This is a genomic window from Sporolactobacillus vineae DSM 21990 = SL153 (assembly GCF_000377985.1).
GTDB classification, from domain to species: Bacteria; Bacillota; Bacilli; order Bacillales; family Sporolactobacillaceae; genus Sporolactobacillus; species Sporolactobacillus vineae.
This window is the reverse complement of the sequence record NZ_KB899044.1, coordinates 23,245-44,064: the sequence shown is the minus strand read 5'-3', so window position 1 is coordinate 44,064 and position 20,820 is coordinate 23,245. Positions and strand designations below refer to the sequence as shown.

Below are 20,820 nucleotides of genomic sequence, written 5' to 3'. Positions count from 1 at the left end.
TTTACCTTGTTTCCTTTGCTAAATCAAACCACGAAGGATCAGATTTCGGCTACATCGCCAGCGAGCCGGCGATGGACAGACTCAGAATCCGAAAAGTCATCTGATCCTCTGATGAATAATGGGCAGTCGCCCGCCCGCTTTCTTTTCTGAAGCATACACTGGATTAAAGGTACCGGCGGATGTACTGAGGAGGACTGGAGTTTATGGAAACGATGGAATACTATCAGTCGTTAATTAACCATGTTGTTGAAATTCAGTGTAACGATGGATCCATTCTTGTTGGCAAAATTGCTTCTGTGGACGCGAGTAATGTGTATATCAACCCGTTGGAAACAAACGAGATGCAGCGTGGCGGCCAGGAAGATAGCCGGTTTTTCTGGGGGCCGGGGATCGGCGGCCAGGCATTTCTCGGTGGTTTTGCAGGAAGCCTGCTTGGCGTCGGCCTGAGCAGCATTATCGGCGTTCGGCCGTATCCGCCATATTATCCGCCCTACGGACCGGGGCCATTCCCGCCTTACGGACCACCAAGACCGCCGTACGGGCCGATTTACGGACCGGGACCGTTCTACTGAGATTAAGGGGATCCTGATTATCCCCTGATCAGGCCGGACAAGCTTTCCGTGAAGGTAATAGTCATCTATTGCAATCGCTTACATATTTACTTAAAGAAAAGGGGGAAATTCCTCTCCCCTTTTTCTGATTACTTCAAATTCAGGACAGTGACTTTCTGACGGGACATGGAAATCAAACTGTTATGGATTCCCTGTACGCCCATGCCGGAAGCCTTGACACCGAGGAACGGAAAATGATCCGGCCCACGCTCCGTACGACCGTTCACCTGAACCGTACCGGCTTCAACCTGACGGGCAACTGCAAGTGCCCGGTCGATATCCTGAGTAAAGATACTTGCCTGAAGCCCATATTGTGATTTGTTTGCAATTTCAATGGCTTCCTCATCGGAAGAAACACGGATTACCGGGAGAACCGGTCCGAACGGTTCGATCCACGCAACATCCATCGCTTGAGACACGTGGTCAAGCAGTGTTGGATAGATCAGGTTCTTCTCTCGCTTATTGCCGGTAACCAGTGTGGCATTTTTGGCCAGAGCATCATCAATCAGTCCCTGAACCGTATCGGCAGCCTTATCGCTGATCAGCGGGACAATCGTGCTGTCGTCTGCCGGTGAACCCACCTTCAGCTTTTCAACTTCCGCCTTCAGCCGGGCAACCAGTTCGTCGGCCACTTTTTCGTTTACCAGAACACGTTTGATGGCCGTGCATCGCTGACCTGAATAAGAGAAGGCGCCGTTCATAATGCTTTTGACCGTGACATCGAGATCCGCATCATCGCAGACAATGGCCGGATCCTTTCCGCCCAGTTCGAGCACCATCGGAATCATCGCCGACTGTTTTGACAGGTGATGCCCTGTGTCTGAACCACCGGTAAACGTAATCATATTGATTCCCTTGTGTTCGACGAGGTAATCGCCAATGACCGAACCACGGCCGGTAGTCAGACTGAGAATCCCTTTCGGAAGACCGGTTCTGCTCAGTGCCTCAATCATCTTAATGCCGCTGATCGAGCCTTGCGTCGCAGGTTTGAAAATGACGCCATTTCCGGCCATCAGTGCCGGAGCAATCTTGGATGCAGAAAGGTTAACCGGATAGTTGAACGGTGAGATCGCCAGAACGACACCGAGCGGTACCCTTTGGACAATACCAAGCTTCTTCTGAGATCCGCCCGGAAATCCGTCACCCCTCAGACTCTCTCCATGCATGTGCAGGGCTTCCTGAACGGTGTAACGAATCAAATCCGCTGTACGGACGACCTCTTTTTTGGCGTCACTGTAGCCCTTGCCGACTTCCTGCATGATTGCCGTAGCAATTTCTTCATTGTTCTTTGTCAGTTCATCGGCCCATTTTTCTAGATAAGCGCCGCGTTCGCTTAATGACAGCTTTGCCCAGCTTTTCTGTGCCTCATGAGCAGCGGTAATTGCTTCATCCACTTCATTCCGGGTCACAGCCTGCACAAGGCCGATCGTTTCGCGAAGATATGGGGATTTGATGGCAATTGTTTCACCTGAGGAGCTGGCTTTCCACTCACCGGCAAGATATGCCTTATAAGTGGTCAATTCAGTTACTTTTGAAGCCATACTTATTCATTTCTCCTTTCTTTGCCAAACAACTCTGATCTTGGCTTATTTTCCTATTTCCTAGAGCAAATAGTAAAATGTTTTTCATCACATAAGTGTATCTTGACACACTCGGTGGACAAATACCACTTTCCTGCTCAGACAAAAAGTTCAATCCTTCCATCAAAAAAGGATTCAGCTTTTTTTATTTTACCGAAATCTAATTAACTTTAAAAGCATAATCACAAATTTGTCATGGAATATTATTTCGCTGTGACATGAGTCATTCAGAAAATCATCCATTTTGCAGAAGCGGTAAAAACTATGTAATCCCGGTGAAGTATTGCGTCTGACGGAACTGCCCATGGGTCCTTGTCCGACAATTCAGCGATCCGGATGCTTTTGTTCATGAACAAACGGATCCGGACCCCGGAACCGTTTGTTTAATCGAACGTCTGTTTTTCGTACCTGAGCATGTGGCCGGCCAGCGGCGCAGCAAAAATCGTCAGCAGGGCAATCGGCAGCCAGAGGACAAGAATGACACAAAAGGCAGCAAAATGTTCCTTTTTCCACCTGCGCCAGAAGGGGATCAGGCCGAGCATCAGACCCATAAGTGTACCGACAGCGCCATAGGACAGCAACAGCTGAAAAATTAAGACACCCATTTTGATCAGCTCCGTCGCTCTTTTTAATAGCATATGCGGCACTGTCGGATCAGTGAATGCCCTGCGCCACTGTTCCGGCTTGATCAGGAGCGTTCATACACCTGGAACTCATGGGGATAGATGTTCTTCCTGTCGAGCCGGCCCGGAGTCGTTTCAACCAGCTTCCAATCTCCGGCGTTGAATGAAGTGAAATAGGTATCCCCATCTAATTCCGCGTCAATTTTTGTAATATAAAGCCGGTCGGCAAAGGAAATGAATGCTTTAAAGATATGCGCCCCGCCAATCACGAAACATTCCTTGCCGAACGTCTGCCCTTCAGAGAGAAAAGCTTCGACCGACGGAACGACGCTGACCCCGTCCGGATGGAAACCCGGATTTCGGCTCAGTACGATGTTCTGTCTGCCGGGAAGCGGCTTTCCCATGGATTCAAATGTTTTTCTCCCCATGATCACCGGATGCCCCATCGTTTTACGCTTGAAGTAGCGCAGATCATCCGGCAAATGCCAGGGCAGCTGATTGTTCCGGCCGATTAATCCGTTCCGATCCATGGCTACAAGAAACGAAATCATACGGACACCTCGCCCTTGATATGCGGATACGGGTGGTAGCCGACGATTTTGAAGTCCTCATAAGCAAAATCAAAAATCGATTTCACATCACGGGTAAATTCCAGTCTGGGGAGCGGACGCGGCGTTCTGGTCAGCTGCAGCTTTACCTGAGAAAGATGATTTAAATAGATATGTGCGTCGCCAAGTGTATGGATGAACTCACCGGGCTGTAAACCGGTCACATGCGCCACCATGCTGGTCAGAAGTGCGTAGGAGGCAATATTGAACGGCACGCCGAGAAAAATATCGGCACTTCGCTGATAGAGCTGGCAGCTCAGTTTCCCCTCATTCACATAAAATTGAAACAGGCAGTGGCACGGAGGCAGCGCCATCGCTTTAATTTCCGCCGGGTTCCAGGCGGTCACGATCAGCCGTCGGGAATCCGGATTGGTCTTGATCTGATCGACCACATTGGCAATCTGATCGATCGTTTCTCCATGTTCCCCGGGCCATGAGCGCCATTGACTCCCGTAAACAGGACCCAGGTCGCCGTTTTCATCGGCCCATTCATTCCATATCCGTACGCCGTGATCCTGAAGGTATCTGATATTTGTCTCCCCCCGTAAAAACCAGAGGAGTTCATAAATGATCGATTTATAGTGCAGTTTTTTCGTCGTCAGCAGTGGGAAACCCTGCTGCAGGTCGAACCGCATCTGGTAGCCGAACAGGCTGACTGTTCCTGTTCCGGTCCGGTCAGATTTACGGTGACCTTCTTCGAGCACCTTGCGGCAAAGATCCAGGTACTGTTTCATGATTGTTCCACCTTTCAAACTATTCGCCATTAAGTGTATCATAATTGGCCCGTGCGGGTGTGCGGACATCGGAAGCGATTCGCGCTCATATTCACTGTTTCACGGAATAAAGTAATGACAAGGCGTGTGAACAGGAGGGATCGCGATGCAGACCGGCGAAGTGAACCAGAATCCTTTGAATCAGCTGTACCGCCGCAGTGCCGAACTACTGAAAGAGTCCTGGAAGGATTGGGTGCATTCTGATCGCACTCAAGCACTTGCTTTGCTCAATGACCCCAGCCTTGAATTTCCTGTTTTGTTTCTGCTCCGGGATCAGCTTGAGGTCCGGGGCACTGATCTTGGGATACGGTCAAGACTGGCCCTCAGTCAGGTTGATCAGGTACTTCTGGGCACCGAGTCTGCCGCCTTTGCGAACAGAGACTCCTTTCCGGACCGTCATGATCTGGTTGTCGGATCGCTGCTCTGGATGCTCCGGACCGGGTGGAAGAATATTATTTCAACGGATTATACACAGGTGATCGACCGGACGGCGATACAGATTCTGCACACCTATCACCAGAACTGGATCAAAGGCATGAACGATCTGATCTTTTATCGGTATAGAAACAAGAGTCAGCGTCACTATCTGGTCAGCGCCCTCCTGGAGACAGCAGAACCTGTTTCCTTGGTCTATCAGGCAAATTACCTGCTCTCTGATCACGCAGTGGAAAGCAGTCTTGCCCGGCGGCTGCTCGGGTTTATCCCGGAAGTGCGCCATGCTGAGGACAATCAGGCCGCCTTCCTGGCTTTTGAGACCTGGTACGAAGATAACGGAAACTACCTGGTTTATACCGGCGAAAATAATGACGCCGTTCCCGGAGGTATCCCCTACCGCATTCATTCAAGCGCCAAGTATCTGGGGAAAGTCGTTCAGCCAAAGAATGGCCAGCCGATACAACAATTGCTGCCGGAGGAAGCTAAAAACTACCAGAACTTTATCCGGCTGCCCGGACGGACGCGGGCCGCACTTGCCGACTGCTCGGCACGGTTCAGAAAACAAAACCCGCAGCAGTGGAAATGGTGGATCGCACGACCGGTCCGGGAACAGCTTGAATCAATCAGTGCTTCTCAAATGGGAGGTGAACGGAGATGATCCTTGTATCCGGACAGATTCTGACAGCCGATCAATATGACAGTTTTTCAGGTTCAGGCGCTTATGCTCCGGTGATCATCCGGTCCATGGCCGAATCGCAGGAACAATTTGCTTATCCGACGCGTGATGAACTCCGCTTTGAAATCCGGATGCGCAGCCGGACAATTGACGCGGCACGCGCGCTGCTGGACAGCGGTGCGGCTTTTGCAACCTTCTATTATTCTGCCTGCAATGAACATTTCTGGACGCTGACCGGCGATGGCGGCTTTGAACTGAACCGCGGTGTCAGCCCTGCTGATGCGATCGACGACATTTTCAAAAATGGTGAACAATACGCTTTTGAATGCGCGACGGCCATGATGATTATTTTCTACAAAGCACTGATTGACACGATTGAGCGGGAAAGATTCAATCAGACCTTCCAGCATTTATTCCTCTGGGACTGGCAGAACCACCCGTTCTTTCCCTTACGAAATGCTTATCACGTCGGCGCGGGCATTCCCGGCGACGTCCGCTATTTCAAGAATCCTCAGGTCAATCCGCAGACACCTCAGTGGCAGGGTGAAAACGTGGTTGATCTATCCGGACGGCTGTACTACGGCCATGGCATCGGGATTCTCCCCGCAGAGCAGATGATCGCGGAATTAAACAAATACCGTCGAATCGGTGCGACGGTTTCTGCTTTTCTGATGAATCAGGCGACACGGCCGGACTACCTCTCTCTGGCCGCACTTGGCAGTGAACAACGCTCCGGAGACATTCGGATCACCGCCGGAACATCCTCCTACACCTTTTGATCCGCTTCAGCACGGATCTGCCCGGGAAGCATCAGCGCACAGACAGCCGTTACTCCTGCGAGCACCAGCAGAACCAGAAAAACATGATGGATGCCAAATGCCAGTACATGGCGGAGAATCCCGGCCAGATGTTCCGGGAGGCCTCTTCCCCCGGCAGGACGGACTAGCTGATTTAAAAGATGCAGGTCAAGTCCCGGTTGCGATGGATACTGGACGATTTTTTCTGCCGCCCGAGCATTGAAGTAGGTGCCGAACGCAGCGGCACCAATGGTCTGTCCAATGCTTCTGAAAAACTGATTGGAAGCCGTTGCCGCTCCGCGCATTCGAAAAGAAACGGAAGACTGGACGCAAATCGTTGTCAATGTCAGTGCAATCCCGAAGCCAAGGCCGAGAATCGCCGTCATCAGATACATCCATGAACGGCTGGAAGAGGGATCCAGCAGGACCATCCAGAAGGTCCCGGCAAGCAGGAAACCTGTGCCGATCAGACCGGTGATCCGGACGCCGCGCCTGGCGAGCAGCCGTCCGCAGAGAAATGAGCCGGCCATCCAGGTAAGCGACATCGGTGTCAGGACAAATCCTGAAGCGGTCGCGTTGTACCCCAGAACCCCCTGAAGCCACATCGGCAGATAGATATCATTGCCGATCAAAATTGCAGCAGCAGCCAGTGCCAGACAATTATTCAGGACAACCATCGGTTTCTTCAGCACCGAAAACGGAATCAGCGGATCTGCCGCTTTACGCTCTGAAATCAGAAAAGCCGTAAAAAACAGGATAAAGACCACGAGCAGTATCAGGAGTGACGGATCGCTCCAGCTCCCGTTTTCCCCAGCCTTCTGGAGCCCGAACAAGAGCGCAACCATACTGACGGTAAAAGTACCCGCTCCAGTCAGATCCAGCTTTTTGTCCTGATGAGACGGCTCTTCTTTCAGGCCGGCAACAATCAAAGATATCGACAGCAGTCCGAAAGGGATATTAATAAAAAAGATCCAGTGCCAGGAAAGCGAATCCACAAAAAAGCCGCCGACAAGCGGACCGAAAATACCGGCAATCCCCCAGATCATCCCGATCAGACCAAACATCTTCGCCCGCGTCTCAACAGGATAAATATCACCGATAATGGTGGTGCTGAGGGTCATCACTGCGCCGGCACCGATCCCCTGCAGACCGCGGAAAACAATCAATGCCGTCATTGACCAGGACAATCCGCAGAGCGCCGAGCCGATCAGGAAAAAAGAGGTACCCCACACAAATACCTTTTTCCGGCCGAACACATCGGCTAATTTCCCGAATAAAGGTACAGTGACGGCAGACGTCAGCATAAATATGGAAAACATCCAGTCCATGATCCGGATCCCCTGAAGATCGCCGATGATTTTCGGCATCGCCGTGCTGATCACCGTTCCCTCAATCGCTGTCAGAAACGTGCCGATCATCAGGCCGGACATGACTGTTCTCTTATTGGTTTCCCCCACCGGTACTTCCTCCCTCATAGCTCAGACTATAACTCTGATATTTTAGAAGAACGGAAGAGATCGGTCAATGATCCGGAACACAGACAGACTTACCGCACACGATCATGCTGAAGCAGCAGACTGGAAAGACCTTACTCAGATTGTCTCAGCCGGTTTTTCCTGCTGCTGGTGTTCCAGCCGATATCGGTTGCGCGGGTGTTCCCGGCAGGCGTCAGAGCAGGAACGCTGATAGGTCTTTTCACAATCTTCGCAGCAGATATACTGACGGTTGCATTCCGGATTGGCGCAATTGACGATCCGGTCACAGGGTTTACCGCAATGATGGCAATGGCCGACCACCACATCCTCATCCGTCCGATTAACGGGGACAGAAATCCGCTGATCGAACACGTAGCATTTCCCATCATACATTTTGCCGCGGACATTCGGATCTTTTCCGTACTGTACAATGCCCCCGTCAAGCTGGCTGACATCTTTAAAACCGGCGCGAAGCAGATACCCGCTGAATTTCTCACAGCGAATGCCGCCGGTACAATACGTCAGGATTTTTTTATCCTTATAATCGGACAAATGCTGTTCGATCCACCCGGGCAGTTCGCGGAACGTTTTAATATCCGGGATAACCGCATTGCGGAAATGGCCGATCTGAGTTTCATAATTATTGCGGGCATCAATCAGGACGGTATCCTTGTCCTGCATTTCCTTGTAAAACGTTTCCGGTTTCAGGTGTTTTCCGGTCAATTTATTCGGATTAATATCATCGCTGAGTTTCAGCGCGACAATTTCTTTACGCGGGCGCACATGCATTTTACTGAACGCATGCCCGTCCGCCGGATCTATTTTAAACACCATTCCGGCAAAACGCGGATCGCGGTGCATCGTGTTCATATATTTCTGAGTATGCGCGACGGTGCCGGACAATGTTCCGTTCAGACCTTCTCCGGCGACAAGGATCCTTCCTTTCAGCGCGAGCTGTTGACAAAAGGCCAGATGTTCCTGAGCGAACGTTTCAGGATCATCAATGGTTACATATTGATAAAAAAGCAGGACACGATAGGGTTTATTCTCAGTCATTGTTATCCACCTCATTTAATGCCTCCGGAAGTTCACGCTCCGGTGTATCGCTTTTATCCTAACAAAAAGAGGTCACTGTGACAATTGTCACACATCAACGGGCAGATTTTCTTTGATTTTTCCAGGCAAAACGGTTACGCTGAGATTATCGCAAATTTTCGAAAGCGTTCACAAAAATTGGAACCATTTAGCGTACAGACAGGATGAACACAATGAGGCAGAAAACGGACAAATTTGATGTCATTGTCATCGGTGCCGGACCGGCTGGGCTGATGGCATCAATTGCAGCAGCGGAAAATGAAGCAAAAGTACTCGTTCTCGATAAAGGCGACCGGCCGGGAAGAAAACTGGCAATTTCAGGAGGAGGCCGTTGCAATGTCACGAACGCCATGGCAACAGAGGAACTGATCCGCCACATTCCAGGTAACGGACGTTTCTTGTACAGTGCCCTTTCCGAGTTCAGTAATCAGGATATTATTTCTTTTTTCAAGAAACTGGGGATCCCACTTAAAGAGGAAGACCACGGCCGGATGTTTCCGGTAAATAACCGGGCCCAGTCCGTCGTTCAGGCACTGCTTCAGGAGCTTAATAGGCTGGAGATCACATTGAAACTGAACACGCCGGTCGACCGGGTCCTTTATGAGGACCGCATCACTGGGGTCAGGACGCAGACGGGCGAAATTATCCATGCCCCTTCTGTGATTATCGCCGTTGGGGGCAAATCCGTTCCACAGACTGGTTCAACTGGAGACGGCTACCGCTGGGCGCAGGATGCCGGCCATACGATTACCGACCTTTATCCGACCGAAGTGCCGCTGACTTCATCGGATTCACTGATCGTTTCAAAGGAACTGCAGGGGCTCTCGTTACGCGATGCCACCGTCACTCTGCTCAGTCCGAAGGGGAAAAAGATTCAGTCTCACCGCTGGGATCTGATTTTTACCCACTTTGGTCTGTCGGGGCCGGCCATTCTGCGTCTCAGCCAGTTTGTCGTCAAAGCACTGCGAAAATACAACACAGCCACTGTGACTGTGCTGATCGACGCTCTTCCCGACCGGACTCTGGACGAAGTGAGTGCCGACCTGCTGAAACGCACAGAAAGCGCCGGCAAAAAAGAACTTGGAAGCATCTGGAAAGGCATCGTCCCTGAACGTTATTTGCGCTGTCTGATGAACCGGGCAGATGTTTCACCGACACTCACCGTCAGCCAGCTCTCAAAGGAAAAAGTCAGAAGCGTCGCCGAAGGGTTAAAAGCGTTTCCGGTCCGGATCAACGGCACATTGCCGATTGAAAAAGCATTTATTACCGGCGGCGGTGTGTCGCTGAAGGAAATCCATCCGAAAACAATGGCATCCAGAATCATGCCCGGGCTCTACTTCTGCGGCGAGATTCTGGATATCCATGGTTATACCGGCGGATATAATATTACGGCCGCGTTCACTACGGGTCATGCGGCTGGGACAGCGGCCGGATTATATGCCGGCGGTCAGCGGAATTGACCGGAAAGAGCCGCCGTTTTCACTGCCAATCAGTTCGAAAAAATTGCTGTCCCCTCCCCATCACGCACTGATACCAATATAGTTTTTAACGATAAATCCAATGAAGAAGGTCAGCGCCGCAACGCCCAGACTGACGATCACCATTTCCCAGAAACGCTGCCTGAAACTGATCTCCTTGGCAACAGCCATGTAGAAGCTGAAAATGAATATAACAAAAACAGCGATAAGTACGGTAAACAATAGGGCAAGCATGTACTCCGTTGCAGGTAGTGCAAAGAAAGGAAGCACCAGCAGGATGACGGTCAGTAAATAAGAGGCACCGGTATAAATCGCTGCTGTTGTGGCTTTCTTCATGTTTCCTTCCGACCGCTCGGCCATGAATTCGCTCGCCGCCATCGACAGCGACGCGGCGACCCCGGTAATCAGTCCGGCAACCGCAATAATTTTTGTATTAGACATGGACAAAGTGAACCCGGCAACACTGCCGGTGATCTCTACCAGCGCATCATTCATGCCGAGAATAATCGCGCCGACGAAATCCAGCCGGCGTTCCTTTAAGCTGGCAATCAGTTCCCTTTCCTGCTGCAACAGTGCGGCCGCCTGCTCCCCGGCTCCTTCAGGAATCTGCGCTGAAGCCGCCAGATAGTGTTCAATCCGGCGTTCCTTAGCCTTCATCATGAGCTGCGTGACAAAGGTAAAGCCGAGCAGATTGCTCAGAAAAACATAGAATTTAAATTTTCTTCCTCTTTTTTCAGTTGCCTCTTCAGAAAACAGCACCGATCCTAATTGCTGTTCCGTGTCAGCGATCCGTTGATAAGTCTGCCGGTTGTGCTCGATTTTCAGATTGGCCTGCCAATAGTGAAAAAGAGCGAGCTGGAGAAGTAAACGCTGTTTTAATTTAACGGTTCGTGTTGCGTGATTCAAGGTCGACACCTGTCTTTTTTTGTTGCCGAACATCCGGCAACTTAATCTGTTTCCATAGATACGAATTCTCTTCTATCTCTGAAACAGATTTATCTTAGCACGACTTCTGAAGTGATTCAACTATAATAATTATTCTTTTAGAATAGGAAGAAACTGTGAACAATCGTTTTAAAGCCCTGATAATAAAGGTATTTTCGTGTACATTTCTAAATGATTATAATTATCATTATCATCTGATGAAAATATTTATCAATTATAAGCGTTTCCATTGATCCCGTTCCAGCCGGAATCAATGCTTCTCCAGCACGTCGAGTTCTTCCATTAATGATGCCATCTGCTGTTCGGCGACGTGCCGGGCATCACGCAACGCGCGGTTATAAATCAGCGGTGCGCATTCTTCCATGATGAACGAATAGAAGTTTTCCGCCCCGATCAGGCCGAGTTGCTCGTGATAAGCATCGAAATAATAGTCCTGAAGTTTTCCGATCAATAAGTCCTTCTGCCTTTTGGTCAATTCCAAAGTTCGACCCCTCTTTCGTTTTATTCTTCGTGACTCACTATGGATTTGTACTGAAGGTGCGGGACACCTGCGAAACCAGCCGGCCAGGTAAGAGCCCGCAGCGAATACGTGAAGTAATGATCAGCATGCTAAATATGCGTAAAAAAGCGTTCCGCTCTCATTTCTGCAGCGAAACGCCTGAAACTGGTCCTTATTCCAGTGTCCTTTTCTAGCGGAGATGCCCGATCAGAATAACCCGGTTACTTTTCCATCCGGGAGTACATCCATATCCAGTGCTGCAGGATGCTTCGGCAGCCCCGGCATCGTCAGCACACTGCCTGTCAGTGCAACCACGAATCCTGCCCCGACGGCTGCCTTCAGTTCACGCACATGAATCGTAAAGCCTTCCGGTCTTCCGGTCAGTTTCGGATTATCTGAAAGCGAGTACTGCGTTTTCGCGATGCAAACCGGGAACTTGTCCCAGCCGTGTCTCTTGAAGCTCGCCAGCTGCTTCCGGGCCTTAGCGGAGAAAGCGACATCCTTGCCGCCATAGACCTTAGTGACAACCGCTGAAATTTTCTCCTCAATCGAATCTTCAAGACGATAAATCGGCTGATAGCGATTCACCCCGGATTCGACGGTTTCAACAACGAGTCTGGCCAGGTCCTCACCGCCTTTGCCGCCATCTTCCCATACCTTCGACAATGCTACCGGATGACCGTTTTTCGCGCACCAGTCTTTAACGTAGGCCACTTCACGGTCTGTATCAAAGATAAAATGATTCAGCGCAACAACATACGGAAGGCCGAATGTTTTGACCGTCTCAATATGGCGGGCAAGATTCGCCATGCCCTTAGCCAGTGCGTCAAGGTTCTCCTGTTTCAGATCCTCTTTCGCCATTCCGCCATGCATTTTAAGCGCCCGGATCGTCGCAACGATCACCACCGCACTCGGTGTGAAATGACCGGCACGTGCGGTAATATCCAGAAACTTCTCAGCACCCAGATCCGCGCCGAAACCGGCCTCCGTAACGACGTAATCCCCGAGTTTCGCGCCCATTTTGGTTGCCAGTACGCTGTTGCAGCCATGGGCAATATTGGCAAACGGTCCGCCATGGACAAAGGCCGGCGTGTTTTCAAGTGTCTGAACCAGATTCGGGTGAATAGCGTCTTTTAAGAGCAGTGTTAATGCTCCTTCGACTTTCAGGTCTTTAACAAAGACAGGTTTACGATCATAAGTATAGGCGATCAGCATCTCGCTCAGTCTTTTTTTGAGATCGGCCAGATTCTCAGAGAGACAGAGAATCGCCATAATTTCCGAAGCAACTGTAATGTCAAAGCCGTCTTCACGAGGCACACCGTTGGCTCTGCCGCCAAGGCCGATAATCGTGTGGCGCAGCGCCCGGTCATTGAGGTCGACAACCCGCTTCCAGACGATCCGTCTCGGGTCGATATTCAGCACGTTTCCCTGCTGAATATGATTGTCAAGTAGAGCGGCAAGGGCATTATGCGCCGTCGTAATGGCATGAAAGTCACCAGTAAAATGAAGATTGATATCCTCCATCGGGACGACCTGGGCGTAACCGCCGCCGGCCGCGCCGCCTTTCAGCCCCATCGTCGGACCCAGCGAAGGCTCGCGCAAGGCAATAACGGTTCGCTTGCCGATACGGTTCAATGCCTGGCCGAGTCCGACCGTAACCGTGGATTTTCCTTCCCCGGCCGGTGTCGGGTTGATCGACGTCACCAGGATGATTTTTCCGTCCGGCTCGTCCTGCAATTTTTTCAACGTCTGTACAGATACTTTTGCCTTGTACCGTCCATAAGGCTCCCAGTCTTCTTCTTCGAGCCCGAGTCCATCTGCTATCTGGCTGATCGGCGCGAGCTTTGCCTCCTGAGCAATTTCAATGTCGGATTTGACTGCCATTGTTCCGTGATCACCCTATCGTAAGTTTAATATCGTAATCCTTTGCGTCCTAATGATAACATAACAGCTGAGTGGCTTTAACCTCGTCCCGGAAAAAGTTTGTTTTTTGTACTGTCCCTTTATCCGTCAGTTATGCTACTATTTGTATATGACAATCATGGAAGGAATGGCGTTTTGTGATCGACGTTTTCTTTGACGGCGCTTCCGGTGGCAATCCCGGATTGGCCGGTGCGGGCATTTATCTTAACCTTGGGAACGGCAGACAACTGCGCCGGTCTTTTCCGCTTGGCCGGCTTTCCAGCAATCATGAAGCTGAGTTTGCCGCGCTGGTTCTGGCGCTTCGGTTCTGTTTGGATCAGGGCTATGCAGAGCTGTCCTTCCGTACCGATTCCCAGCTTGTAAATGAGGCACTGCAAAAACGTTATGTGAAAAAAGCCGTCTATTCACAGTATCTGACCCAGGCCCTCAGCCTGATTGACAAGACGGATCTCTTCTTCTGCAAATGGATTCCGGATACGTTCAATAAAAACGCGGATCAGCTTGCCAGGCTTGCGATCCGAAAACAGCAGGAAGAAGTGCAGGGAAAGGAGGAACAACCGGAGTGACGCTCAGACGATCACTGGCCGCAGATGCCATACTTCTTTGTATCACGTTCGTCTGGGGCACAACCTTTATCATTGTCCAGGATGTTCTGAACAAGCTGACGCCCATGGCCTTCAATGCGTGGCGTTTTCTGATCGCAGCACTGGTTCTTGGCCTTTGGAAACTGCTCTTTTCAGGCAGAAAAAAAATTTCGATAAAGCAGTTTGCCGACCTGGTCTTCTCCGGATCCGTGCTCGGTGTCTGCCTGTTTGCCGGCTACGCATGCCAGACGATCGGATTACTGTATACGACCGCATCGAATGCTGCGTTTATCACCGGACTGAGCGTTGTCCTTGTTCCTGCTTTTTCAGCACTGCTGATCAGGCAATTCCCTCCGAAGGCTGCGATTGCCGGCATTGTTTTTGCGACAGCCGGTCTGTTTTTCCTGACAACGCACGGCCATCTGTCCATGAATAAGGGCGATATTATCGTCCTGATCTGTGCGGCTTCATTCGCACTGCACATCGTTTTTACTGCAAAAGTGACCGAACGCTTCAACAGTCTTTCACTGACTGTCGTTCAGCTGACTGCCGTTGCCCTGCTCAGCTTTATTTTCGGATTTGCTACAGGAGGAAGCCGGTCAGTAGTACCCGGCACCCTGATGCAGCCTGATGTTGTCACCGTGATCCTGTTCATGGCCTTGTTCGCCACCGCATTTGCCTTCCTCTTGCAGACGGTGTTGCAGAAACATACGCCGGCAACACATGTGGGCGTGATTTACATCATGGAACCGGTTTTTGCCGCATGGACCTCGATCGTTTTTCAGCATGTCCGTCTCGGTACAGCTGAACTGACCGGTTGCGTGCTGATCCTGCTCGGGATGCTGCTTGCCGAATGGCCGGCAAAAAAGCATTCCGGAGCCTGAACAACCGTCATTCACGTTTCCCTTCATTCTGATTCAGTCACTGGTTCATCCGGAGACCGGAATACTCACCCTTTATGATGCATCATGCAAATCAAAAGGGAATCCTTCTTATATGAAAGATTCCCTGTTTGTGTACCTTGCTATTTTCCATTCATGGCTGTCCAGACTGATTCCTTTGACCTTCTCTGGCACACCCATGCGAAAGACTTGAATCATAACACGAGGGAGCTGGTGCGATCATCCATTAACCAGAATGACAATCAGATAGTCAGAACCATTTATTAACGAATCAATGCCTTATATTCATCTGTCAGTTTCATAAACAGTGCCTTATTTCCGGAGTCAAGACTTGCGTCGATTCTCGCTTTCAACTGTTTCACGCGCTGCTTGAATTCCATCTCGTCAAGGATCATCTGGGCATACATTTCGACAACTGAGACCTTCGCCTGCTGTTCTTTATACAAAACAAGCGCCTTTGAATTTTGCTGGTACGAATGATCATTGTTCATCTTTATTGCCCCCTTTGCACTTTTTAACATCTTACAATACTTTTCTGAAAGTTACAACCATTTTTAATTATTTTCCTTATATTATTCTAAAAATTTAGACGAGTCAATCAAAATAAAGATTTTCAAAAGACAAAAAAAGAAGCCGATTGGCTCCTTCTCAGTATCGCTTCATTTTTTGATTGTTATTGAACCGATTTTCAATAGTTATTCGACTTCTGTCTGCTTCTTCCTCTGAAGCTCCGGTTCTGACGGTGATCCCGTTCACGATCACGGGAATGATAGCCGCCCCGGCCTCTGCCGCCGTCACGATCTCTCCGGAACGGGCGATGTCCGCCGGAACGTCTGACCATCAGCGGTGCTTCACGGGTAAGATGCACCGGTGTCGTATCCGGCTCCTTCGTCAGCACTTTGAGCGCTGCAGCAACAATATCGGCCGGCTCATTGTCCGACAGTAATTCTGCCGCTTTGGATTCATAGTCCTTGTAGTTCTTGTTTTCCAGAGATTCTTTCAGCGTGTCAACAGCTACTTTCTGCTGTCCGGCAAGTGCCTGCGCATAACTCGGCATCGGAACCTGCTTCATCGGCTGTTTGGTCAGTCGTTCAATCGCTCGCAGATGGGAAAATTCGCCGGGTGTGATAAAAGTCAGCGCCTTGCCGGTTTTTCCGGCACGGCCCGTCCGGCCGATTCTGTGGACATAGCTCTCCGGATCCTGAGGAAGATCGAAATTATAGACATGGGTGACATTGCTGATATCCAGACCACGTGCCGCCACATCGGTCGCAACAAGCAGCTTCACTTCATTGTTCTTGAATCGGCGGAGTACCAGATCACGTTTGGACTGCGTCAGATCACCGTGGATCCCCTCAGCTTCATAACCGCGCTTCTGGAGTGCCCGCATCAGTTCGTCGACACGGCGCTTCGTCCGGCCGAAAACGATCGCACGTTCCGGCATCTGGATATCGAGAAAACGGGTGAGTGCGTCAAACTTCTCAGGTTCTCTAACCTTGACGTATTCCTGATCAATCAGCGATACCGTCAGTGTCTTTGCTTTGATCTGTATGATTTTCGGATCTTTCATAAACTTTTCAGCAAGATGCTGAATCGGTCCGGGCATCGTTGCGGAAAAGAGGAGCGTCTGACGCTCTTCAGGCGTGTTCTCAAGAATTTCATGAATGTCGTCGATAAAGCCCATATTCAGCATTTCATCCGCTTCATCAAGAACAATCACTTTAATATTGCCGAGGCGAATGGTGTGCCGTTTTATATGGTCAAGCAGCCGGCCCGGTGTTGCAGAGATTATCGCGGGATGTCTCTTAAGATCGCGGATCTGTTTCTGGATGTCCTGTCCGCCATAAACGGCAACTGTCCTGACATGCTTAAATAAGCCGATCGAATTTAATTCCTGGGCATTCTGAATCGCCAATTCACGTGTTGGAGTGATGACGACGCCCTGAATATCCGGATTTTCGGTATCCACGGCTTCAATCATCGGAATACCGAAAGCGGTTGTCTTGCCCGTACCTGTCTGTGCCTGACCGATCACATCGGCTCCTGTCTTGGCAACAGGGATGGCCTGTTCCTGAATCGGGGTCATCTCTTTGAACCCCATCCGTTCAGTGGCCTTCAAGATTTCTTCACTAACATCAAGCTCTGAAAATTTCATTAAATACTAATGTCTCCTTTTTTACTGTTCAGTTTTTGTTTTATTTATCCAATGTGCAGGCATTCCCCGCGAAGGACGGAAAATGCCCACCAAACATTGAGTCATGGTCATCTTTGTTTTCAAAAGCAAACCTCTTCCATCCTTATCATTGCCCAAGCGCATAAATTCACCATAACATGTACAGAAATGAAATGCAACGATTTCACGGGCAAATGCGGAATTGTACGGCTCACAGATCTGTTTCAATGCCTGCCGATCATGTTTGCAGAACATTCACGAGCCAGTCCAATAAAGTGTAACACATTCATCTATAAGTGTGATAACATTAAAAGGACAGACAGAGAAATGAGGGACACAGAAGATGGTTGAAACTGCGAAGGAGCCCGCATTAATTTTTCTATTCGGCGCCACAGGCGATCTTGCCAGGCGTAAACTTTACCCGGCTCTGTATGAATTATTTGAACAGGGGCATGAGTTCGCCGTGATCGGCCTTGCCCGGAAACAGCACACGCATGAATCCTACAGAAGCATGGTGGACCGGGCGCTGAAACCGGATGCGGTTCAGAGAAAAGCCTTTCTCGATCGTTTTTATTATCAGCCGCTGGATATTTTGCAGCCGGAACACTTTGCTTTTTTGAAAAATATCAGTGATCAGATTAATGCGCACTATCATCTCAAGGGGAACCGGCTCTTCTATCTCTCGCTTGCCCCGCGTTTCTTCGGGCTTGCCGCGAAGAACCTGAAAAAGGCGGGACTGACGGAGACAGACGGCTGGAAACGACTGGTCATTGAAAAACCGTTTGGCCATGATCTGAAGTCCGCTGAAGAACTGAATAATGAACTGCTGAGCGTTTTTCAGGAAGAGGAAATTTACCGGATCGATCATTATCTCGGAAAAGATATGGTTCAGAATATCGAGGCACTGCGCTTCGCCAACCCGATCTTTGAGTCTGTCTGGAATCACCGCAGCATTGCCAATGTTCAGATCACGCTCAGTGAGACGCTTGGTGTCGGCGACCGTGCCAGCTACTATGATCAAACCGGAGCGCTGCTTGATATGGTACAGAATCATATTATGCAGCTGCTGACGCTGACGGCCATGGAACCGCCGGGAAGATTTGAACCGGATGACATCCGTGCGGAAAAAGTAAAGGTCTTGCGGTCCATCCGTCCGCTCTCGTCCGATGCCGTAACGAACCAGATCGTCCGTGCGCAGTACGTCAAGGGCGTGATGCCTGACGGAACACCGGCCAGCGGGTATCTGGACGAAGAAAACGTCGCGCCGGATTCCGAGACCGAGACGTTCATCGCTGCCCGGCTGTTTATCGATAACTACCGCTGGACCGGTGTACCTTTTTATATCCGGACGGGCAAGCGCATGGCTGCGAAATCAACCGAAGTCGTCATTCAATTTAAGGACATACCGAACAATCCTTATCTGAATGAATTCAAAAATATTGGACCGAACCTTCTTGTCATACACATTCAGCCGGATGAAGGGCTGTCGCTGAAATTGAATGTGAAACAGTTCGGTGATCACGGAGATACGCTCCCGATTGCGATGAACTTTATCAGTAACAGCCCCAAGCACCAGATAAAGAAACATGATGCTTACGAGCGTCTTTTGTCCGACTGCCTGCGCGGCGATTCGACAAACTTTACTCGCTGGGATGAGGTCGCGTATTCCTGGTCGCTGACGGATTCGATCGCCGCTACCTGGAAGGATATTCCTTTGAATACATACGAAGCGGGTACCATGGGGCCTTCCGCATCGGACCGGCTGCTCGCACTCGACGGTTTCCGGTGGTGGCCGCTGACACGTATGGAATAATAAAGGCACAGAAAAAGCCTGCCGGTGTCCTCAGGACATTTCTTCCTGAGGACACCGGCAGGCTTTATTATTATTCACAACGTTTACGGCCGGGAATTACCGGGAAACGGCAGCTTTCCTGAACGCTTTCACTTTTTCAGAAATAGCCGCATTAATTTGCCGGGTGACCGGTCCCGGTTTTCCTCCCGAGATTTCCGTCTGATCAATGGCGATAATCGGCATAGCCTGGTTGCCTGTGCTGGAAATAAATGCTTCATCCGATGCGAGCAGTTCATCAACGGAGTAAGTTCGTTCGTCAACCGGAATTCCGATCTCTCCGGCCAGACGGATCACAAACTGGCGGGTGATTCCGTTCAAAATAAAGTGATCCGCCGGATGGGTGATCAGCTTCCCGTCTTTTACAATGAAGACATTGCTCGATGAGCCCTCGGTAACGGTATCGCCGCGGTGAAGAATCGCTTCAGCAACGCCGAGCTCATGTGCCTTTTGATTTGCCAGTACATTGCCCAGCAGATTGAGTGTTTTAATATCACAGCGCAGCCAGCGGATATCCTCCGCAAGGGTTGTCCGGATCCCTTTTGTCCGGTCATTCTCCGTCAGGTGATCCTCGGTTGATCCGGTCAGAACCGTCGGAATTTTATCTGGGAAATAGTGGACCCTCGGCGCGGCCCCGCGGGTGATCTGAAAATAAACCACCCCGTCATCAATGGCATTGGCTTTGATCAGTTTATTCAGATTATCCGTCAGATGATCAATGCTATAAGGCAGCTGAATACTCAGTTCCCGGGCACTTCGCTGCAGCCGTTTCATATGTAAATCAAGAAGGAACAATTCCCCGCTATAGACGGCGATGGCCTCATAAATGCCGTCACCAAACTGATAGCCGCGGTCTTCAATATCCACCTTGCCCTGGTCACGCGGTACGATCTGATCCTGATACAAAATAAACTGGCTCACTATGGTCCCTCCTGTGATTTAGCTGCATCCATTCCATATACTCATTCAGTATATTCTACCTCTTCTGAACAGACAATCCCTTTTTCAAACGGATCGGCACCATTGCTTCTTACTGATCCCGTTTCATCGTCGTTACGAGACGGGCCGAGAGCAGTTTGTAGCCCTTCGGATTCGGATGAAAGTGATCATCGTACAGGAGTGTATTGATCTTTCCTTTGAAAAGATCATACGTTGGAATAAAATGAACATCCCTGTATTTGCCGGCGACTTTCTTACTATTTGCATTCCAGCGGTTCAGAATCGGCACGAAATCTTTGTTCGCCTGACCGAGATAATCCTCAAATGGATTATATAAGCCGAAGAAATATACAGGAGCACGCGGATTCAGCGTCCGGATCGTCGTAAATATTTTCTGAAGCCGGGGCGTAAATTTTTTCTGCTCTGCGCTGAAATCACTGGCCGTCAGATCCATAAAATGGTTTCTCAGGACACGAACGAGGTCATTCCCGCCAATTGTCAGAAAAATGGTGTTCGCTTTTTGAACCTGCCGGCGCGCGGCAGGTTTTTTCAGCACATCCAGTAAATCGGCCGACGTGTCCCCGCGATGGCCGAGATCCGTGTAAGCAACCTGCTTCACATTTTTCTGCTTCTTTAATGTATCCGCCGTAATGCCGACATAGCCGTGCTTCTTTTCGTTACCCACGCCTTCAGTGAGCGAATCACCGAGTGCCACAATCCGGTAGTGATAAGTGATCGGTTTGACCTTTGGCTGTGCATGCGGTTGCGGCCGGAAGTGATAGATTGCAAGACTTGCTGCCAGAATAAGAACGACAACAAGCATGACCGACAAAACTTTCTTAATGATTCTGCACC

Annotated in this window: 20 protein-coding genes; 7 read left to right on the top strand and 13 right to left on the bottom strand. The window is 50.1% G+C overall.

The features are described 5' to 3' along the window. Nucleotides 1-203 precede the first annotated feature (203 nt). A complete protein-coding gene (locus D889_RS0104490; RefSeq protein WP_010631243.1) occupies nt 204-572 on the top strand; it encodes a hypothetical protein in 369 nt (122 codons plus the stop codon). A gap of 128 nt (nt 573-700) precedes the next feature. Here D889_RS0104490 and D889_RS0104485 read toward each other — a convergent pair whose 3' ends face one another. The 4 genes from D889_RS0104485 to D889_RS0104470 form a co-directional block, all read right to left on the bottom strand. After that, nucleotides 701-2,152: an NADP-dependent glyceraldehyde-3-phosphate dehydrogenase gene (locus D889_RS0104485; protein WP_010631244.1), complete on the bottom strand. Its 1,452-nt coding sequence runs from the start codon at nt 2,150-2,152 to the stop codon at nt 701-703. Nucleotides 2,153-2,574: 422 nt separating this feature from the next. Then, complete coding sequence (locus D889_RS0104480) at nt 2,575-2,796, bottom strand: hypothetical protein (RefSeq protein ID WP_010631245.1); 222 nt, start codon at nt 2,794-2,796, stop codon at nt 2,575-2,577. 83 nt (nt 2,797-2,879) lie between these two features. Continuing rightward, on the bottom strand, nt 2,880-3,365 hold the full coding sequence (locus tag D889_RS0104475) for a dihydrofolate reductase (protein WP_010631246.1): 486 nt from the start codon (nt 3,363-3,365) through the stop codon (nt 2,880-2,882). After that, nucleotides 3,362-4,156, bottom strand: a complete 795-nt coding sequence (locus D889_RS0104470; protein WP_010631247.1) for a thymidylate synthase — start codon at nt 4,154-4,156, stop codon at nt 3,362-3,364. Before D889_RS0104470 ends, D889_RS0104475 begins: the two co-directional genes overlap by 4 nt. Before the next feature lie 145 nt (nt 4,157-4,301). Here D889_RS0104470 and D889_RS0104465 point away from each other — a divergent pair, with 145 nt between their 5' ends. Next, nucleotides 4,302-5,288, top strand: a complete 987-nt coding sequence (locus D889_RS0104465; RefSeq protein WP_010631248.1) for a hypothetical protein — start codon at nt 4,302-4,304, stop codon at nt 5,286-5,288. After that, nucleotides 5,285-6,085, top strand: coding sequence for a protein-glutamine gamma-glutamyltransferase (locus D889_RS0104460; protein ID WP_010631249.1), 801 nt, complete (start codon nt 5,285-5,287; stop codon nt 6,083-6,085). Before D889_RS0104465 ends, D889_RS0104460 begins: the two co-directional genes overlap by 4 nt. Here the strand turns inward: D889_RS0104460 and D889_RS0104455 are convergent. Both D889_RS0104455 and trhO read right to left on the bottom strand, forming a co-directional pair. Then, the gene (locus tag D889_RS0104455; protein ID WP_010631250.1) at nt 6,073-7,560 is read right to left on the bottom strand and encodes an MDR family MFS transporter; all 1,488 of its coding nucleotides are present in this window, start codon (nt 7,558-7,560) and stop codon (nt 6,073-6,075) included. The two genes, D889_RS0104460 and D889_RS0104455, sit on opposite strands and share 13 nt — an antisense overlap. A 135-nt stretch (nt 7,561-7,695) precedes the next feature. Continuing rightward, a complete protein-coding gene (gene trhO / locus D889_RS0104450) occupies nt 7,696-8,634 on the bottom strand; it encodes an oxygen-dependent tRNA uridine(34) hydroxylase TrhO (protein ID WP_010631251.1) in 939 nt (312 codons plus the stop codon). A 212-nt stretch (nt 8,635-8,846) separates the two neighbouring features. On the opposite strand from trhO, the gene D889_RS0104445 reads away from it, so the two are divergent. Continuing rightward, nucleotides 8,847-10,133 (top strand): BaiN/RdsA family NAD(P)/FAD-dependent oxidoreductase, encoded by a 1,287-nt coding sequence (locus D889_RS0104445; protein WP_010631252.1) that lies wholly within the window; start codon nt 8,847-8,849, stop codon nt 10,131-10,133. 60 nt (nt 10,134-10,193) lie between these two features. On the opposite strand, the gene D889_RS0104440 is transcribed toward D889_RS0104445, so the two are convergent. The 3 genes from D889_RS0104440 to D889_RS0104430 form a co-directional block, all read right to left on the bottom strand. Beyond that, a complete protein-coding gene (locus D889_RS0104440; RefSeq protein ID WP_238537594.1) occupies nt 10,194-11,066 on the bottom strand; it encodes a VIT1/CCC1 transporter family protein in 873 nt (290 codons plus the stop codon). A 280-nt stretch (nt 11,067-11,346) separates the two neighbouring features. Continuing rightward, a complete protein-coding gene (locus D889_RS0104435) occupies nt 11,347-11,577 on the bottom strand; it encodes a DUF2164 domain-containing protein (protein ID WP_010631254.1) in 231 nt (76 codons plus the stop codon). A gap of 225 nt (nt 11,578-11,802) precedes the next feature. After that, the gene (locus D889_RS0104430; RefSeq protein ID WP_010631255.1) at nt 11,803-13,479 is read right to left on the bottom strand and encodes a formate--tetrahydrofolate ligase; all 1,677 of its coding nucleotides are present in this window, start codon (nt 13,477-13,479) and stop codon (nt 11,803-11,805) included. A gap of 176 nt (nt 13,480-13,655) precedes the next feature. Here D889_RS0104430 and D889_RS0104425 point away from each other — a divergent pair, with 176 nt between their 5' ends. Both D889_RS0104425 and D889_RS0104420 read left to right on the top strand, forming a co-directional pair. After that, nucleotides 13,656-14,084: a reverse transcriptase-like protein gene (locus D889_RS0104425; RefSeq protein ID WP_010631256.1), complete on the top strand. Its 429-nt coding sequence runs from the start codon at nt 13,656-13,658 to the stop codon at nt 14,082-14,084. Next, nucleotides 14,081-14,986, top strand: a complete 906-nt coding sequence (locus D889_RS0104420) for a DMT family transporter (protein WP_010631257.1) — start codon at nt 14,081-14,083, stop codon at nt 14,984-14,986. The genes D889_RS0104425 and D889_RS0104420 overlap by 4 nt, the downstream gene beginning before the upstream one ends. Before the next feature lie 281 nt (nt 14,987-15,267). Here D889_RS0104420 and D889_RS0104415 read toward each other — a convergent pair whose 3' ends face one another. Then, entirely contained in the window at nt 15,268-15,495 is a 228-nt protein-coding gene (locus tag D889_RS0104415; RefSeq protein WP_010631259.1) for an IDEAL domain-containing protein, read from the bottom strand. Between the two features lie 197 nt (nt 15,496-15,692). Then, nucleotides 15,693-17,159, bottom strand: a complete 1,467-nt coding sequence (cshA, locus tag D889_RS0104410; protein WP_010631260.1) for a degradosome RNA helicase CshA — start codon at nt 17,157-17,159, stop codon at nt 15,693-15,695. Nucleotides 17,160-17,520: 361 nt separating this feature from the next. Between cshA and zwf the strand changes: the two genes are divergently transcribed. Next, a complete protein-coding gene (zwf, locus tag D889_RS0104405; protein ID WP_010631262.1) occupies nt 17,521-18,990 on the top strand; it encodes a glucose-6-phosphate dehydrogenase in 1,470 nt (489 codons plus the stop codon). A gap of 96 nt (nt 18,991-19,086) precedes the next feature. On the opposite strand, the gene dat is transcribed toward zwf, so the two are convergent. Next, nucleotides 19,087-19,947: a D-amino-acid transaminase gene (dat, locus tag D889_RS0104400; protein ID WP_010631263.1), complete on the bottom strand. Its 861-nt coding sequence runs from the start codon at nt 19,945-19,947 to the stop codon at nt 19,087-19,089. Nucleotides 19,948-20,056: 109 nt separating this feature from the next. Then, nucleotides 20,057-20,788 carry an SGNH/GDSL hydrolase family protein gene (locus D889_RS0104395; protein ID WP_018962168.1) on the bottom strand — a complete coding sequence of 244 codons (732 nt, stop codon included), beginning with the start codon at nt 20,786-20,788 and terminating at the stop codon, nt 20,057-20,059. Nucleotides 20,789-20,820 lie beyond the last annotated feature (32 nt).

What these genes read in the sequence shown, in the direction of transcription:
- D889_RS0104490 (WP_010631243.1), top strand. Translation starts at nt 204, where the DNA reads ATGGAAACGATGGAATACTATCAGTCGTTAATTAACCATGTTGTTGAA.
- D889_RS0104485 (WP_010631244.1), bottom strand. Translation starts at nt 2,152, where the DNA reads ATGGCTTCAAAAGTAACTGAATTGACCACTTATAAGGCATATCTTGCC.
- D889_RS0104480 (WP_010631245.1), bottom strand. Translation starts at nt 2,796, where the DNA reads ATGGGTGTCTTAATTTTTCAGCTGTTGCTGTCCTATGGCGCTGTCGGT.
- D889_RS0104475 (WP_010631246.1), bottom strand. Translation starts at nt 3,365, where the DNA reads ATGATTTCGTTTCTTGTAGCCATGGATCGGAACGGATTAATCGGCCGG.
- D889_RS0104470 (WP_010631247.1), bottom strand. Translation starts at nt 4,156, where the DNA reads ATGAAACAGTACCTGGATCTTTGCCGCAAGGTGCTCGAAGAAGGTCAC.
- D889_RS0104465 (WP_010631248.1), top strand. Translation starts at nt 4,302, where the DNA reads ATGCAGACCGGCGAAGTGAACCAGAATCCTTTGAATCAGCTGTACCGC.
- D889_RS0104460 (WP_010631249.1), top strand. Translation starts at nt 5,285, where the DNA reads ATGATCCTTGTATCCGGACAGATTCTGACAGCCGATCAATATGACAGT.
- trhO (WP_010631251.1), bottom strand. Translation starts at nt 8,634, where the DNA reads ATGACTGAGAATAAACCCTATCGTGTCCTGCTTTTTTATCAATATGTA.
- D889_RS0104445 (WP_010631252.1), top strand. Translation starts at nt 8,847, where the DNA reads ATGAGGCAGAAAACGGACAAATTTGATGTCATTGTCATCGGTGCCGGA.
- D889_RS0104430 (WP_010631255.1), bottom strand. Translation starts at nt 13,479, where the DNA reads ATGGCAGTCAAATCCGACATTGAAATTGCTCAGGAGGCAAAGCTCGCG.
- D889_RS0104415 (WP_010631259.1), bottom strand. Translation starts at nt 15,495, where the DNA reads ATGAACAATGATCATTCGTACCAGCAAAATTCAAAGGCGCTTGTTTTG.
- cshA (WP_010631260.1), bottom strand. Translation starts at nt 17,159, where the DNA reads ATGAAATTTTCAGAGCTTGATGTTAGTGAAGAAATCTTGAAGGCCACT.
- zwf (WP_010631262.1), top strand. Translation starts at nt 17,521, where the DNA reads ATGGTTGAAACTGCGAAGGAGCCCGCATTAATTTTTCTATTCGGCGCC.
- D889_RS0104395 (WP_018962168.1), bottom strand. Translation starts at nt 20,788, where the DNA reads ATGCTTGTTGTCGTTCTTATTCTGGCAGCAAGTCTTGCAATCTATCAC.